Source organism: Paraoerskovia sediminicola (genome assembly GCF_030296575.1).
In the GTDB taxonomy this organism is placed as follows: domain Bacteria; phylum Actinomycetota; class Actinomycetes; order Actinomycetales; family Cellulomonadaceae; genus Paraoerskovia; species Paraoerskovia sediminicola.
Genome location: NZ_AP027729.1, coordinates 3,312,797 through 3,328,489, shown reverse-complemented (window position 1 = coordinate 3,328,489; position 15,693 = coordinate 3,312,797). Strand labels below are relative to the sequence as shown.

Here is a 15,693-nt window from a genome sequence, read left to right as displayed (position 1 = left end):
GGTTCACCTGCGCAGCCGCAGACCGCGAGGCGTCGGCGTGAACCCTGCGGCGACGAGAGCGGCCACGGGCCCGTGGGGACGTGTCCTGCCCGCCGCGGCGAGCGCCTCCTCGCCGTCGACCCGCATCACCGTGGTCGGCCCGGCCCTGCCTGCGGCGACCGCCTCCGCGAGCGCGCGGGCCGCCGCGACGAGCATCGCGTGCTCGGCGGGCTCGTCCACGACGACGTGCCTCTCGCCCTCGGACGGCGCACGGTCCGCGGGCCGCGCCGCCGGCATGACGTTGGACGCGGCGCCCGCGGCCTGCAGGGCGGCGGAGGGATCCTCCTGTCCCCGATGTCCGTCGGCCGGGAAGGTCAGGACGGAACGACCACCGCGCTCGACGTAGAGCACCAGCTCGCCCTCGACGAGGACGACGAGCGCGCCGGGCTTGCGCCCCGGACGGTGCCCTGCGCCCCGCTCGGCTCCGCGTGCCCTCGGCCATCCCAGCGCGGCGCCGAACGGGTTGGCGGGGTCCGTCGCAGCGAGCACGAGTCCCGCAGGGCCCGTGGTCGGCGAGGACGACTGGGCGAGGCGGCGTTCTCGTGCACGGTCCCGGTCGGCCGCGACGGTGCGCAGCCGGTCCACGGCGCCCGGGAGGGCGAACTGCGACGCCCCCAGGTGCTCGACGAAGTAGCCGCGCCGCACCGAGCCGGCCTGTTCGAGCGCGCCGAGTGCGCGGTACACGCCGCGGAAGTAGTCAGGGACCGACTCCGCGTGCGCGCTGCCCCTCGTCAGGATCCCGTGCCGGTCGAGCAGCACCCGCGTCAGGGCGGCCGTGCGACGGGTCTGGTCCTGCTCGACGGGTGGCAGGGCGGACCACCGGCCTCCGCCGCCGCGGACCGCGGCTTGCCGCTGAGGTCCCGGCAGCGTGCCGAAGCGGGACCGGCGCAGTGGCCGTGCCCGCGCAGGTGCCCGTGCGGCGCGATGGCTGCCTCCCTTGGCGCCGAGCCGCTCGCGGAGCGCGCCGAGGCCGTCGTTCGTCACTCGGCCCGCCCAGACCAGGTCCCAGAGCACGTCGAGGGTCGCGGGCCCCGTCGCCTCGGCGCGCTCGGCGAGCCGGGCGAGGAAGTAGCCGCCGGAGTCCTCGAGCAGCGCGAGAACCGTCCGGTGGAGGTCGGTGTCGAGGGGGCCGCCGTCGGTGAGGTCCGACGGCGCAGCCAGCGTCAGCGGCGCGGCGTCGGCGAGGTGCAGGCTCACGTACCCGTCGCCGCCGCCGGAGCCGGGCAGGGCGGCGTGCCCCGCCCAGAGCACCTCGCCCGTGGTCGTCAGCTCGTCGAGCATCGCCGGGGTGTAGTCCGTGACACGGCTCGGGAGCACCAGCGTCTCGAGCGCCGATGCCGGCACGACGGCACCGGAGAGCTGCTCGACGGCCCGCAGGAGCCCGTCCGTGCCCCGGAGGTGCCCGATCTGGTGCCAGTCCGGGGCGAACACCCCGAGCGTCTCCTGCACGACGGGCTCGACCTCCGAGCGCAGGGCGGCCAGAGACCGCCGCCGAAGCGTGCGCAGCACCTCGGCGTCGCACCACTCCTCCCCGGTCCCGCCCAGCGACTCCGGGCGCAGCCGCCCACTGACGAGGACGCGAGCCGTCTCCAACCGGCGCAGCACCTCGGCGGCGACGGCGGTGCCCAGCCCGAAGCGCTCGGCCAGCCGGGCGGCCGCGAACGGGCCGTGGGTCCGCGCGTGCCGGCGCGCCAGGTCCCCGAGCGGGTCGACGACCGGCTCGGTGAAGATCTCGGGTACACCGACGGGCAGCGCCACGCCGAGCGCGTCGCGCAGACGCCCGGCATCCTCGACGACGGCCCACTGCTGCGCCGCTTCCGGCGGGACGCCGGCCAGACGGATCGAGATCACGCGGCGGGACGCCTCGAGGTCGGCGAGCCACCCGTCGAGGTCGTCGCGCGCTTCCGGCCGGACGCGCGCGGCGAGCTCCGACGCCGGGAGCGGGCCGGTGCGTCGGAGCACGTCCACCACGTCTTCCGCGTGCCGTGCGCGTCGTTCGTCGGTGAGCAGACCGAGCTCGGCCTCGGTCCGCTCGATCGCGTCAGGGTCGAGCAGGTCGGCCAGCTGCGAGGCCGCGTCCGTCGTGCCGAGCAGCTCGGCCAGGAGCGTGGGGTCCAGGGCCAGCGCCGCGGCTCGGCGCTCGGCCAACGGAGCGTCGCCGTCGTACAGGAACTGCGCGGTGTACCCGAACAGGAGCGACTGGGCGAACGGCGACGGGCTCGAGGTCTCGACCTCGACGAGGCGCACGTCCCCGGCCGCCAGCCCTCGCATCAGCTCCGTGAGCGCCGCGACGTCGAAGTCGTCCTGGAGGCACTCACGCGCCGCCTCGAGGACGATCGGGAACTCCGGGTACGTCGAGGCGACCTCCAGCAGCTGGGAGGCGCGCTGCCGCTGCTGCCACAGCGGCTGGCGGCGGTCGGGTCGGCGCCGCGGCAGCAGGAGGGCTCGCGCGGCCGCTTCGCGGAACCGGGCCGAGAACATGACCGAGGCGGCGAGCTCGGAACGGACGGCCTCGAGCACGTCGTCCGGGTCGATCACGAGATCGTCCGAGGTGAGCGTGCCCGGCGCCTCGGACGGTGCCTCAGGGTCGTCGGCGGCGGCTCCCGGCACGGACTCCCAGCCCGCCCCGGTGTCCGGCAGCCGCAGCACGATCCCGTCGTCGGAGTGCATCGCGGCGGCGTCGATCCCGTAACGCTCGCGGAGCCGCCCTGCCAGGACCAGCGCCCACGGGGCGTGGACCTTCGCACCCCAGGGCGAGTGGACGACGACGCGCCAGTCCCCGAGCTCGTCGCGGAACCGCTCGACGACCACGGTCCGCTCGTCGGGCAGCCGACCGGTCGCGGTCCGTTGCTCACGCAGGTAGCTCGCGAGGTTGTCCGCCGCCCACGTGTCGAGACCGGCGTCCGTCAGGCGGGTGTCGAGCGCGGGTGCGTCGTCCAGCACGGCGCCCGTCTCGCGGACCCAGGCCCCGACGGCGGCGCCGAGCTCGGCGGGCCGGCCGGGGAGTCGCCCTTCCAGAACGGGAGCCGGCCGGGGACGCCGGGTGCAGGCGTGACCAGCACCCGGTCGGGAGTGATCTCCTCGATGCGCCAGGTGCTCGAGCCGAGCGTGAAGGTGTCACCGACGCGCGACTCGTAGACCATCTCCTCGTCGAGCTCCCCGACCCGCCGTCCACCCTTGGACGCGTCCGGACGGCGGCCTGTACCTGCGTGCGTGCCCGCGCCCGTGCCTGTGCCCGAGGACGACGGGGACCCGTCGGGCGCGACGTCGTCCGGCACCTGGCCGTTGCCCGCGAGGAACACCCCGTACTGGCCGCGGTCGGGGATCGTCCCGCCGCTGGTGACCGCCAGCCGGAGCGCTCCCGGTCGACCGGTGAGCTTGTCGGAGGCCCGGTCCCACACGACCCGGGGTCGCAGCTCGCCGAAGTCCTCGCTCGGGTACCGCCCGGCGAGCATGTCGAGGACGGCGCGCAGGGTCGCGTCTCCGAGGGTCGCGAAGGGAGACGCCCGGCGCACGAGCGCGGCGAGGTCGGGGACGGTCCACGTGTCCTGGGCGACCATGGCGACGACCTGCTGGGCGAGGACGTCGAGCGGCGTGCGCGGCACGTGGACGTGCTCGATCAGACCCTCGCGCATCCGTGAGGCGACGACCGCGGCGGGGACGAGGTCGCCGCGGAACAGCGGGAGGACGACCCCGCGCGAGACCGCCCCGACCTGGTGGCCGGCACGACCGATGCGTTGCATCCCGCTGGCCACCGACGGCGGCGAGCCCACCTGGACGACGAGGTCGATCGCGCCCATGTCGATCCCGAGCTCGAGCGACGAGGTCGCGACGACGGCCGGGAGCTCGCCGGCCTTGAGCGCGGACTCGGTGCTCGTGCGCTGCGCGCGGCTCATCGATCCGTGGTGCGCGCGGGCGAGCACCGGCTCGCTGCCGGCGGCGGCACCGGACTGGGCCTGGACGTGCGCGGCGTGCAAGGTCCCACGATCCGGTACGTCCTCGCCGAGACGCTCGGCCCAGACCTCGTTCATCCGGGCCGTGAGACGCTCGGCGCTGCGCCTGGAGTTCGCGAACACCAGCGTCGAGCGGTGCGCCGCGACCAGGTCCACGATGCGCTCCTCGACGTGCGGCCAGACCGACGGCGCCCGAGGGCGCCCGGCGGCCGCGCCGGTCAGGTCGGGCTCGCCCGGGGGCAGCGGCGGCAGGGCCCCGCCGGGGCCGTCGCCACCGGGCTCCGACCGCGCGCCGGCCTCGGGCGCGGTCGACAGGTCGGCGAGGTCCGGCACCGGCACGACGATGTCGACCGCGACCTCCTTGGCGGACGGGGGTTGGACCACCACGACCTCGCGCCCGCCGTCGGCGACCGTCCGGGTCCCGGCGAGGAACCGTGCGACCTCGTCGACCGGGCGGACCGTCGCGGACAGTCCGATCCGCTGCGCCGGGGTGGGCAGGAGCGCATCGAGACGCTCGAGCGAGAGCGCGAGGTGCGCGCCACGCTTCGTCCCTGCCACCGCGTGGATCTCGTCGACGATCACCGTGCGCACTCCCGCGAGGCCCGCCCGCGCCGCGGACGTGAGGACCAGGAACAGGGACTCCGGGGTGGTGATGAGGATGTCCGGCGGACGGGTCGCGAACGCGCGGCGCTCGGCCGTCGGGGTGTCCCCGGTGCGCGTGCCGACGTCGATCTGCGGGGCGGCGCCGCCGAGCCTGCGGGCGGCCTGGCGGATCCCGGCGAGCGGGGAGCGGAGGTTGCGCTCGACGTCGGCCGCCAGCGCCTTGAGCGGCGAGACGTACAGCACGCGGCAGCGGTCCGCCCGGTCCGGCGGCGCGGGCTCGTGCGCGAGGGAGTCGAGCGCGGACAGGAACGCCGCCAGGGTCTTGCCCGAACCGGTCGGCGCGACGACGAGGGCGTGCCGGCCGGAGGCGATCGCGTCCCACGCGCCCTCCTGCACGGTCGTGGGCGCCTCGAATGCGCCGGAGAACCACGCACGCGTGGGTTCACCGAAGCGGTCGAGGGATGCTGCGGTCACGACGGCATCGTCGCAGGAGCCACCGACGCACGCGCGGTCGTCCTCGACGTGGCGCGTCGTGGCGCGTCGTGGGGCCCGGCGGGGCGTCCTGCGCGGGCGTGGTGCGGGCCGCGATCGCGGGGCGTCCGGCGGTCGCTGTGCTCGTCCGTCCTGCTCGTCCGTCGTGCTCGTCCGTCGTGCTCGTCCGTCCCGACGTGACACAGTGGTGACGTGCGCTATCGGGAGTTCTGGCAGCTGGTCGACGAGGTCTTCGGCGCGTCCTACGGGCGCGTCCTCGCGGGCGACCAGACCCTCGGTGGGCTAGACAGCCGTACGGCTGCCCAGGCGATCGAGGACGGTGTGGAACCGCGAGAGGTCTGGCACGCGCTGTGCGACGCCATGGAGATCCCCGAGGCGCAGCGCTGGGGACACGACCATCGTCGGCCTGCCCCGCCGCAGCCCGGGGCTACGGCATCATGACGGCATGACCCGTCCGGCCGCCCCGTCGTCGCAGGACCTGAGCGGTGCGGCCTGGTCGCTCGTCGCGACCGCGCTCGGTCTCGCGCTCGCCCTCTGGATCGTCCCCGGCGCCGGGTCGAGCAGCGCGGGATGGGTCCTCGCCGCTGCCGCCGTCGTCGCGCTCGGGGACTGGCTCGTCCGGCCGCCGCTGCGCGCGGTCGCCCGGCGCACCGGCGCCGTCGTCGCGATCGGGCTCGGCATCGTCCTCCAGCTGCTGGTCGCGGCGGCCGCGCTCCTGCTGCTGCCGGGGATCGACGCGGGCGGTCCGTGGGGAGCGGTGCTCGTCCTGCTCGTGGCATCGGTCGTCATGACGACCGGGCAGTGGCTCGTGGGAGCCGGTGACCAGGAGTACGTGGTCGCCGACCTGCTCCGGCGGGCGCGGCGGCGCCGTCGGGCGGTCGAGCGTCGTGAGGACGACACCGGAACCGCGCACACTGGGTCCAGCGCCGGCGACACCGCCAGCGCCGGCGACACCGCCAGCGCCGGCGACACCGCCACCGACGACCACGACGGCGACGTCCACGACGGCGACGTCCGCGAGGCCGGTCCCGCCGCAGCGAGCACGCCGGACGCCCCGGAGGCGCGTCCGCGCGGTCTGCTCGTCGTGCAGCTCGACGGCGTCTCCCGCCCGGCGTTCGACCATGCGGTCCAGGCGGGGCTCGCCCCGAACCTCACCGCGTGGGTCCGTGACGGCAGCCACGTGGTGGAGTCGTGGTGGGCGCGGGTGCCCTGCACCACGCCGGCGAGCCAGGCGGGCCTGCTGCACGGGCGGAGCGACGCAGTCCCGGCCTTCCGCTGGTGGGACCGCGACACGGGGCGGCTCGTGGTGACGAACCGTCCTGCCGACGCCGCCCGGGTGGAGGCGCTCCTCTCGGACGGGGGCGGGCTCCTCGCCCACGGCGGGGCGGCGATCTCGACCATGTTCTCCGGCGACGCCGCGACGAACCTCCTGGTGATGAGCCGTGCGGCGGGTCGCGACGGACTGGGGCCGGGCGCGCTGTTCGTCCATTTCTTCTCGAGTCCGTTCGTGCTCTCCCGGGCGCTCGTCGGCACGGTCGGCGAGATCCTCAAGGAGCTCTACCAGGGGTGGCAGCAGGCGCGACGGGGCGTGCGGCCCAGGGTGAGGCGGCTCGGGTGGTTCCCGGTGCTCCGGGGCGTCTCGAACGTGGTGCTCCGTGACCTCAACGTCTCGTTGGTCGCGGGGAGGATCGTCGACGGCGACCCGGTGATCTTCGTCGATCTCGTCGACTACGACGAGATCGCGCACCATGCCGGCCCCCTGCGCCCTGAGGCGTTGCGGGCGCTCGAGGGGCTCGACCGGGTCGTCGGGCTGCTGTCCCGGGTCGTCGACGTCGCCCCGCGCGACTACGAGGTCGTGGTGCTGTCGGACCACGGCCAGTCGCTCGGCGAGACGTTCGAGGAGATCTGCGGGCGCAGCTTCGGCGCGGAGGTCGAGAGACTCATGCAGGACGACGGCGCGGCGGTCCGCAGCGAGTCCGCCGCGGACGACGAGGACTGGGGTGCGGTCAACACCGCCGTCAACGCGTTCTCCGACGGCGCCGCCCGCGTGCGCGTCGGTCCCGGGTCGGGTCGGACGGGGGCAGATCGGACGGCGGGGCCAGGTCGCGGCGACGCACGGGACTCCGTGCCCGCCGACGGCGCGGTCGAGCGCGCCTCGGTTGCGCGCGACGGCGACCTGCCCGAGGTCGCCGTGGTCGGTTCGGGCAACCTGGGTCTCGTCTGGTTCCCACGCTCGAAGGGCAGGCTCCGCGGTGACGAGATCAGGTCGCGGTGGCCGCGGCTCATCGACGGGCTCCTGGCCAACCCGACGGTCGGGGTGGTGGTGTGCCTCGAGCCTCCGCGGCTCGTCGACACGGGCAGCGAGGTGCCGGACGTCGTCGCGCACGGTCCGCACGGCAGGCGCGACCTGGTCTCGGGCCGGGTGGACGGGCAGGACCCGCTCGCGCGGTACGGGAGCCGCGCGGCCGCTGACCTGCTGCGCGCGGCGACGATGCCGAGCACGGGTGACCTCCTGCTCGTGTCTCGTGTGGACGATGCCGGGCTGGTGCACGCGTTCGAGGGTCTCGTGGGGTCTCACGGCGGGCTCGGGGGCGCGCAGGGGGAGGCGCTCCTGATCCGGCCCGCGGCGCTCGACGTCGACCCGGCGCTGCGCGAGGTCGTGGACGGGACGCCGATGCTCGTCGGCGCGGAGGCCGTGCACGAGCGGCTCGTCGCGTGGTCCCGCGAGCTCGGGCTGCGTCCGTGACGGTCTCCGTCACCTGGCTCGGCCACTCGACGGTCGTCGTCGACGCCCGTGTCGGTGACGCGAGCACGAAGATCCTGACGGACCCTCTGCTGCGTCGTCATGCGGGGGTGCTGCGGCGGCGGGGCCCCGGCCGGGACCGGTCTGGGAGGGAGCCGACGCCGTCCTGCTCTCGCACCTGCACCACGACCACGCGGAGCTGCGGTCGCTGCGGATGCTGCCGGGGGTGCCGGTGGTCACGGCGCCCGAGAACGCGCGGTGGCTGGAGCGTCGAGGGGTGCGGGCCGTGGGTCTGGGACCCGACGAGTGGTTCGAGGTCTCCGCTGGCGTGTCCGTGCGTCTGACGCCCGCGGTGCACGGTGACCGGCCGATGCCGCACCGTCCGGGTGCAGCGAACGGTCACCTGGTGAAGGTGGTCGAGGAGGACCGGACGACGGTCGTGTGGGCTCTGGGCGACACCGAGGTCTACGACGGGATCGGACGGACGCCGTCGCTGGCGGGCGCGCCCGTCGACGTGGCTCTCGTCCCGGTGTCCGGGTGGGGACCGCGCCTCTCGGGAGGTCACATGGGGCCGCGCGAGGCCGCGCAGGTGTGCGCCGACGCGTCGGTGCGTGCCGCTGTCCCGGTGCACTGGGGGACGTTGCACGTCCCGGGCGGGCGTCACCTGCCGCCGGGCTGGATGGACGTGGCGGGACTGGCGTTCGGTGTCGCGGTGGCGGAGCACGCTGCCGGCTGCAGGCCTGTCGTCCTCCCGGTCGGTGGTTCGTGGGACGTACCGTGAGCGGTGTCCTCGGGCCGGGCCGGGAGCGCTCCGCGACACGCCGACGCGACGGACGTCGTCGAACACCTGTTCGGGTAGAGTCGTCCTCAGGCTCGCAGGAGACGCCAGCCGCCCACAGGACGTGACGTCCAGGACCACCGTGTCGGTGGCCAGGCCTACCGTCGACCACGACACAGACGTTCACGACCGTACGACGTGACGACGACAGCCCGTACCGGGCTCGAGACGAAGGTGACCGACATGCCTGCACCCGCAGACCGCGAGAAGGCGCTCGAAGCAGCGCTCGCTCAGATCGACCGCAACTTCGGCAAGGGCTCGGTGATGCGGCTCGGCGACGAGGGCCGCGCACCGGTCGACGTGATCCCCACCGGCTCGATCGCGCTGGACGTGGCGCTGGGCATCGGAGGTCTGCCGCGCGGCAGGGTCGTGGAGGTCTACGGCCCCGAGTCGAGCGGTAAGACCACGGTCGCCCTCCACGCCGTGGCGAGCGCCCAGCGCGCCGGTGGCATCGCCGCGTTCATCGACGCGGAGCACGCGCTCGACCCCGACTACGCCAAGAAGCTCGGTGTCGACACGGACGCCCTGCTCGTCTCCCAGCCCGACACGGGCGAGCAGGCGCTCGAGATCATGGACATGCTGATCCGTTCCGGCGCCCTCGACATCGTCGTCATCGACTCGGTCGCCGCGCTGGTGCCGAAGGCCGAGATCGAGGGCGAGATGGGTGACAGCCACGTCGGTCTGCAGGCTCGGCTCATGTCGCAGGCGCTCCGCAAGATCACGGGCGCGCTCAGCGCGTCGGGGACGACCGCGATCTTCATCAACCAGCTCCGCGAGAAGATCGGCGTCTTCTTCGGTTCGCCGGAGACCACGACCGGTGGCAAGGCGCTGAAGTTCTACGCGTCCGTGCGCATGGACATCCGACGGATCGAGACCCTCAAGGAGGGCACGGACGCGGTCGGCAACCGTACGCGCGTCAAGATCGTCAAGAACAAGATGGCCCCGCCCTTCAAGCAGGCGGAGTTCGACATCCTCTACGGCGTCGGCATCTCCCGCGAGGGTGGCCTGATCGACATGGGGGTCGAGCACGGGTTCGTGCGCAAGTCGGGTTCGTGGTTCACCTACGGCGGCGACCAGCTCGGCCAGGGCAAGGAGAACTCGCGGGCGTTCCTTCGCGACAACCCCGACCTCGCCAACGAGCTCGAGAAGCGCATCAAGGAGAAGCTCGGGATCGGCGCGAAGCTCGACGCCCCTGCCGACGGGACCGTGCCCGGCCCTGAGCCGGTGCCGGCAGTCGCACCGTCCGTGGCCCCGTCGGCGGCGAACCGCGCGAAGGGACGCCAGGCCAAGCCCGCGAAGGTCGACTTCTGATCTCGGAGGAAGAGGCAGGAGAGTCCGGCGGGGGACGCCGGCGTCGTGCACCGCGTCCTGGCGTGGGCGAGAGGCTCGAGGCCGGGGAGCTCAGCCGGGACGAGGCGACCGAGCTCGCACGCGAGTACGTGCTCAGGTCGCTGACGGCCGCGCCACGCAGCCGCGGGCAGCTCGCGGACGCGCTGGCGCGCAAGGGCTACCCGCAGGACGTCGTCGACCCGCTGCTGGACCGCCTCACTGAGGTCGGGCTCGTCGACGATCGCGCTTTCGCCGACATGCTCGTCAGGACCAGGCATGCCGAGCGGGGTCTCTCGCGGCGCGCGCTCGCGGCCGAGCTGCGGCGAAAAGGCATCGACACCGAGACGGCCGAGGCGGCGCTGGCGCAGGTCGACGACGCGGACGAGGTCGACGCTGCACGCGAGCTCGTCCGGAAGAAGCTCGCCCGGTCCCGCGGTCTCGATCGGGACGTGCGTGTCCGACGGACGGTCGCGGCCGTGGCGCGCAAGGGGTACGGGCCCAGCCTGGCCTTCGACCTCGTGCGCGCCGAGCTCGACGCGGAGCCCGCCGAGGTCGACCCGGTGGACGTGGACTCGACGGAAATGGACTCGGCGGACATGAACTCGGCGGACGTGGACCCGACCGCACGATGATCCCCAGGCCCGGTCAGGGCTTCTGCACCGGCACCTCGGGGCCGTCGCCCGCGTCCTTGAGCTGAGTCGCCCCGCCGCCCTTGCTCGAGAGCCGTCGCTCGACGATCACCGCGATCCGCGAGAGCGTGATGTTGACCGCCAGGTAGATGGCGAGGACGACGATGAAGAGCGGGAACCGGTACTGGTCCCCGAAGAAGCTGTAGTTGAGCTGCATCGTCCGCAGGAGCTCTTCGTAGCCGACGATGAAGCCGAGCGAGGAGTCCTTGAGGAGCACGACGAACTGGCTGATCAAGCTCGGGAGCATGAGCCGGATCACCTGCGGGAGCTGGATCATCCGCAGCGTCTGCCACTTGGTGAGGCCGATCGCGGTGCCGGCCTCGAACTGTCCGCGGGGGAGCGCGACGAGCCCGGCTCGGAGGATCTCGGCGACGATCGCCGCGTTGTAGAGCGCGAGCCCGAACACGACGGCCCAGAGCGCCGGCAGCCCCAGCGCGAGGAGCCCGAAGAACATCATGAGCAGCACGGGCATGCCGCGGAGGAACTCGATGACCGCGACCGCGGGACCGCTGACCACCTTCAGCCGCGACGTCCGCAGCGTGGCCAGGACGAACGCGAGGGCGAGCGCGAGCGGCGCGGCGATCGCGGCGGCCTTGAGGGTGGTCAGGAGGCCCTTGCCGAGCGCTGTCCACACGACCTCCGCCGACTGACCCTTGGGCGGGTCGGTGAAGACCGCCCACCGGTCGTCGAAGAGGCCGAGGTCGATCATCCACAGCACGAGCCAGACGGCTCCTGCGGCGAGCAGCGTGAGGAAGACGATCGACACGATGCGCTCGTTGCGCAGCGTCTTGGGTCCAGGAGCGTCGTAGAGGACGCTGCTCTCGTTCTTGCGGCTCATCGCGCGAACACCACCTTTCGCTCGACGTATCCGGCGAGGATCCCCGCAGGGATCGTGATGAGCAGGTAGAAGAAGGCGACGCCCGCGAGCATCCAGATGACGTCGGCGGGGTTGTCGCGGGCGAGCGAGCGGCCGGTCGCGGTCAGCTCGACGACGGTGAACCCGGCGGCGACCGACGTGTTCTTCGCTAGCGCGATGAGCACGTTGATGAGCGGCGGCACCACGCTGCGCAGGGCCTGGGGGAGCACCACGTTCGTGAGCGTCTGCACGCTGCCGAGACCGATCGCGCGGGCGGCCTCGGCCTGGCCGACGCCGACGCTGTTGATCCCGGACCGCACGGCCTCGCAGACGAACGCCGACGTGTAGCAGGTCAGGGCGATGATCGCGGGCACCGTGCCGAGCGGGAGGATCACGCCGACCGCCGGGAGGATGAACACGAAGAAGATGAAGACCAGGGTGAGCGGGGTGTTGCGGCCTGCCTCGACGATGATCGTGCCGACGACCCGCAACGACTTCAGCGGTGACACCCGGAACGCGGCGAGCACGGTCCCGAAGATCAGCGAGAGGACGCCGGCGACGACCCAGAGGTAGAGGGTCATCGTGAACCCGGACCAGTACCGGGGTAGTGCGTCGATCACGGCGTCCATGCGGGCCCTTCGGTCGGCGGGACCGCCCGGCGCGTGCGCGCCGGGCGGTCCCGGTTCAACGGGCCGGCCCGCGACGGGGCCGGCTGTCCGTGGTCTGCGTCAGTAGCGGTCGACGGCCGGGGGCTCCGGCGTGTCGAGGACCTCTCCCGCTGTCGACTCCCACGCGGCCTGCCAGCGGCCGTCGTCGTAGGACGCCTCGAGGGTGTCGTTGATCCAGGAGCGGAAGTCGTCGTCGCCCTTGGCCATGCCGATGCCGTAGGGCTCCTCCGTGAACTGGTCGCCCGCGATCTTGAAGTCGTCGGGGCTCTCGGAGACGTACCCGGCGAGGATGACGTTGTCGGTCGTGACGGCGTCCACCTGGCCGTTGCGCAGCGGGTCGAGGCAGTCGGTGTACGCCGCGAACGTGACGAGCTCCGCGTCGGGGTAGTTCTCCTCGATGTTGCCGGCCGGGGTCGAGCCGTCGACCGAGCAGACCTTCTTGCCGGCGAGGTCCTCCGGGGTGGTGATCTCGCTGTCGTCGGCGCGCACCATCAGGGCCTGACCGGCCTCGTAGTACGGCCCCGCGAAGTCGACGACCTCTTTGCGCTCGTCGTTGATCGTGTAGGTCGCGACGACGATGTCGACACGACCGTCCTGGATGAACGGCTCGCGGTTCGCGGACACCGTCTCGACCCACTCGATGTCGTCCTCGCCGATGCCGAGCTCGGCGGCGAGCATCTTGCCGATCTCGACGTCGAACCCGACGGGGGTGCCGTCCGGTCCCTTGAGGCCGAAGAGCGGCTGGTCGAACTTCGTGCCGATCGTGATGGCGCCGGCGTCGGACAGCTCCGCCATGGTCGAGCCTTCGGCGAAGTCCGAGGACGAGACGTCCGCGGGCTCGTCGGAGCCGGCTGCGTCGCCGTCGTCGCTGCTGCAGGCGGAGAGCGTGAGGGCCGCGGTGGCGGCCACCGCCATCCAGCTCATGGTGCGTGTACGCATCTGTTCCTCCTTGGTCGGGGCGGCCGGTCGGCCGTCCGCTGTGGATCGGTGCGGTCGGGACTGCTGGGTCAGTGGGTGAGGATCTTCGACAGGAAGTCCTTGGCACGGTCGCTCTGTGGGTTCGTGAAGAACTCCTCGGGGGTCGCCTCCTCGACGATCTGGCCGTCGGCCATGAACACCACGCGGTCCGCGGCCTTGCGGGCGAAGCCCATCTCGTGGGTGACGACGATCATCGTCATGCCCTCCTTGGCGAGCTCGACCATGGCGTCGAGGACCTCGTTGATCATCTCCGGGTCGAGCGCGGAGGTCGGCTCGTCGAAGAGCATGACCTTCGGGTGCATGGCGAGGGCGCGGGCGATGGCGACCCGCTGCTGCTGTCCGCCGGAGAGCTGTGCGGGGAGCTTGTTGGCCTGGTTGTCGACGCCGACGCGCTCGAGGAGCTTCATCGCCTCGGCCTTGGCCTCCGACTTCTTGGTCCCGCGGACCTTGATAGGCCCGAGGGTGACGTTCTCGAGGACCGTCTTGTGGGCGAACAGGTTGAACGACTGGAAGACCATGCCGACGTCGGAGCGCAGCTGGGCGAGCTCCTTGCCCTCCGCGGGCATGGGCTTGCCGTCGATCTCGATGGTTCCGGAGTCGATGGTCTCCAACCGGTTGATGGCACGGCAGAGCGTGGACTTCCCGGAGCCCGAGGGGCCGATGACGACGAGGACCTCCCCGTGCGTGACGGTGAGGTCGATGTCGCGCAGGACGTGGAGCTCGCCGAAGTGCTTCTGGACGTCCCGGAGCTCGACGAGCACCTGGCTGTCGGCGGTCGGGGTGTCCTGGGGCGTCGCCGAGGCAGCGCTGTCAAGATTCATCTGTTGAACGTACGAGGGAAAGGTCAGGGACGCATTGCGAGGCGGTAACGGTCCGGCAACGGTCCGGACCTGCGGTTCCGGTCGGGCGTGCACCGGTATCCTGGAGGGGATGTCCACCTCCACCAGTACACCCACCTACGTCGTGAAGACGCTCGGGTGCCAGATGAACGTCCACGACTCGGAGCACATGGCCGGGATGCTGGAGGCCGCCGGGTATCGCGAGGCCGACGCCGCCGACGCCGCGGCGCACCGCGCCGACGTCGTGGTGGTCAACACGTGCGCGGTACGGGAGAACGCTGCGAACAAGCTCTACGGCAACCTCGGGCAGCTGGCCTCGGTCAAGGCGGAGCGGCCCGGCATGCAGATCGCCGTCGGCGGGTGCCTCGCGCAGAAGGACCGCGGGACCATCGTCGAGCGTGCCCCGTGGGTCGACGTCGTCTTCGGCACCCACAACCTCGACGCGCTCCCGGTGCTCCTGGCGCGGGCACGGCACAACGAGGCCGCCCAGGTGGAGATCGCCGAGTCCCTGCAGGTGTTCCCCTCGACCCTCCCGACGCGCCGCGAGTCCGTCTACGCGGGCTGGGTGTCGATCAGCGTCGGCTGCAACAACACGTGCACCTTCTGCATCGTGCCGAGCCTCCGCGGCAAGGAGCGCGACCGGCGCCCCGGCGAGGTCCTGGCGGAGGTCGAGGCCCTGGTCGCGCAGGGCGCGATCGAGGTGACCCTGCTCGGGCAGAACGTGAACTCCTACGGCGTGGAGTTCGGCGATCGCGGCGCGTTCGCCAAGCTGCTGCGCGCCTGCGGTCGTGTCGAGGGGCTCGAGCGTGTCCGCTTCACGTCGCCCCACCCCGCCTCGTTCACGGACGACGTGATCGAGGCGATGGCCCAGACGGCGAACGTGATGCCCCAGCTGCACATGCCGCTGCAGTCCGGTTCGGACCGGGTCCTGCGCGCGATGCGCCGCTCCTACCGCTCGGAGAAGTTCCTCGGGATCCTCGACCGGGTGCGTGCCGCGATGCCGGACGCCGCGATCACCACGGACCTCATCGTCGGCTTCCCGGGGGAGACGGAGGAGGACTTCGCCGAGACGTTGCGCGTGGTCGAGGCGTCCCGGTTCACCTCCGCCTTCACGTTCCAGTACTCGCCCCGGCCCGGAACCCCGGCGGCAGACCTTGAGGACCAGGTCCCCAAGGAGGTCGTGCAGGAGCGGTTCGAGCGGCTCCTCGCGCTCCAGGACCGGATGTCGGCCCAGGAGTCCGCGAAGCAGGTGGGCCGGACCGTCGAGGTGCTGGTGACCGAGGGGGCGGGCCGCAAGGACGGCGCGAGCCACCGGGTCTCGGGCCGCGCCCGGGACAACCGCCTCGTCCACCTCGCGCTCCCGGCGTCGGCGACGGACAGCCTCCAGCACGTCGGCACGCCGACCGATCCCCGGTCGGCCGCCGTCCCACCGGCCGACGTGCCTCGGCCGGGTGACATCGTGACCGTCCGGGTCACCGACTCGGCGCCTTACCACCTGATCGCGGACTCGGCGCTCGACGGGGGCGAGTTCTCGTGCCGCCGCACCTCCGCCGGGGACGCCTGGGCCGCGCGCGAGCGCGGGGAGCACAGCCACGGCGGTCACGGTGGCACCGCGACCACGGCCGGCGGTGTCGCGCTCGGCATGCCGACGCTGCGGCGCGGCTGA

The 15,693-nt window shown here is 72.9% G+C and carries 12 protein-coding genes; 6 read left to right on the top strand and 6 right to left on the bottom strand.

Annotation, left to right across the window (positions count from 1 at the left end; translation table 11 throughout):
* Positions 1–3: 3 nt before the first annotated feature.
* Positions 4–2,982 carry an Lhr family helicase gene (locus tag QUE47_RS17320; RefSeq protein ID WP_434019702.1) on the bottom strand — a complete coding sequence of 993 codons (2,979 nt, stop codon included), beginning with the start codon at positions 2,980–2,982 and terminating at the stop codon, positions 4–6.
* Positions 2,946–5,069 carry a DEAD/DEAH box helicase gene (locus tag QUE47_RS17315; protein WP_434019701.1) on the bottom strand — a complete coding sequence of 708 codons (2,124 nt, stop codon included), beginning with the start codon at positions 5,067–5,069 and terminating at the stop codon, positions 2,946–2,948. Before QUE47_RS17315 ends, QUE47_RS17320 begins: the two co-directional genes overlap by 37 nt.
* A 210-nt stretch (positions 5,070–5,279) precedes the next feature.
* Here QUE47_RS17315 and QUE47_RS15380 point away from each other — a divergent pair, with 210 nt between their 5' ends.
* The 5 genes from QUE47_RS15380 to QUE47_RS15360 all read left to right on the top strand — a co-directional run bounded on the left by QUE47_RS15380 (position 5,280) and on the right by QUE47_RS15360 (position 10,629).
* A complete protein-coding gene (locus QUE47_RS15380; protein WP_286217996.1) occupies positions 5,280–5,528 on the top strand; it encodes a DUF3046 domain-containing protein in 249 nt (82 codons plus the stop codon).
* A gap of 4 nt (positions 5,529–5,532) precedes the next feature.
* Positions 5,533–7,833, top strand: a complete 2,301-nt coding sequence (locus QUE47_RS15375; protein WP_286217995.1) for an alkaline phosphatase family protein — start codon at positions 5,533–5,535, stop codon at positions 7,831–7,833.
* A 163-nt stretch (positions 7,834–7,996) separates the two neighbouring features.
* Entirely contained in the window at positions 7,997–8,611 is a 615-nt protein-coding gene (locus tag QUE47_RS15370; protein ID WP_350227761.1) for an MBL fold metallo-hydrolase, read from the top strand.
* Between the two features lie 240 nt (positions 8,612–8,851).
* Positions 8,852–9,979 carry a recombinase RecA gene (recA, locus tag QUE47_RS15365; protein ID WP_286217994.1) on the top strand — a complete coding sequence of 376 codons (1,128 nt, stop codon included), beginning with the start codon at positions 8,852–8,854 and terminating at the stop codon, positions 9,977–9,979.
* A gap of 62 nt (positions 9,980–10,041) precedes the next feature.
* Positions 10,042–10,629 carry a regulatory protein RecX gene (locus tag QUE47_RS15360; RefSeq protein WP_286217993.1) on the top strand — a complete coding sequence of 196 codons (588 nt, stop codon included), beginning with the start codon at positions 10,042–10,044 and terminating at the stop codon, positions 10,627–10,629.
* Positions 10,630–10,642: 13 nt separating this feature from the next.
* Here the strand turns inward: QUE47_RS15360 and QUE47_RS15355 are convergent, their stop codons facing one another.
* The 4 genes from QUE47_RS15355 to QUE47_RS15340 form a co-directional block, all read right to left on the bottom strand.
* A complete protein-coding gene (locus tag QUE47_RS15355; protein WP_286217992.1) occupies positions 10,643–11,524 on the bottom strand; it encodes an amino acid ABC transporter permease in 882 nt (293 codons plus the stop codon).
* Positions 11,521–12,171, bottom strand: coding sequence for an amino acid ABC transporter permease (locus QUE47_RS15350; RefSeq protein ID WP_286217991.1), 651 nt, complete (start codon positions 12,169–12,171; stop codon positions 11,521–11,523). Before QUE47_RS15350 ends, QUE47_RS15355 begins: the two co-directional genes overlap by 4 nt.
* Positions 12,172–12,270: 99 nt before the next feature.
* Positions 12,271–13,149 carry a glutamate ABC transporter substrate-binding protein gene (locus QUE47_RS15345; protein ID WP_286217990.1) on the bottom strand — a complete coding sequence of 293 codons (879 nt, stop codon included), beginning with the start codon at positions 13,147–13,149 and terminating at the stop codon, positions 12,271–12,273.
* Between the two features lie 68 nt (positions 13,150–13,217).
* The gene (locus QUE47_RS15340; protein ID WP_286217989.1) at positions 13,218–14,009 is read right to left on the bottom strand and encodes an amino acid ABC transporter ATP-binding protein; all 792 of its coding nucleotides are present in this window, start codon (positions 14,007–14,009) and stop codon (positions 13,218–13,220) included.
* Positions 14,010–14,118: 109 nt separating this feature from the next.
* On the opposite strand from QUE47_RS15340, the gene miaB reads away from it, so the two are divergent.
* Complete coding sequence (miaB, locus tag QUE47_RS15335) at positions 14,119–15,693, top strand: tRNA (N6-isopentenyl adenosine(37)-C2)-methylthiotransferase MiaB (RefSeq protein WP_286217988.1); 1,575 nt, start codon at positions 14,119–14,121, stop codon at positions 15,691–15,693.

What these genes read in the sequence shown, in the direction of transcription:
- QUE47_RS15375 (WP_286217995.1), top strand. Translation starts at nt 5,533, where the DNA reads ATGACCCGTCCGGCCGCCCCGTCGTCGCAGGACCTGAGCGGTGCGGCC.
- recA (WP_286217994.1), top strand. Translation starts at nt 8,852, where the DNA reads ATGCCTGCACCCGCAGACCGCGAGAAGGCGCTCGAAGCAGCGCTCGCT.
- QUE47_RS15355 (WP_286217992.1), bottom strand. Translation starts at nt 11,524, where the DNA reads ATGAGCCGCAAGAACGAGAGCAGCGTCCTCTACGACGCTCCTGGACCC.
- QUE47_RS15350 (WP_286217991.1), bottom strand. Translation starts at nt 12,171, where the DNA reads ATGGACGCCGTGATCGACGCACTACCCCGGTACTGGTCCGGGTTCACG.
- QUE47_RS15345 (WP_286217990.1), bottom strand. Translation starts at nt 13,149, where the DNA reads ATGCGTACACGCACCATGAGCTGGATGGCGGTGGCCGCCACCGCGGCC.
- QUE47_RS15340 (WP_286217989.1), bottom strand. Translation starts at nt 14,009, where the DNA reads ATGAATCTTGACAGCGCTGCCTCGGCGACGCCCCAGGACACCCCGACC.
- miaB (WP_286217988.1), top strand. Translation starts at nt 14,119, where the DNA reads ATGTCCACCTCCACCAGTACACCCACCTACGTCGTGAAGACGCTCGGG.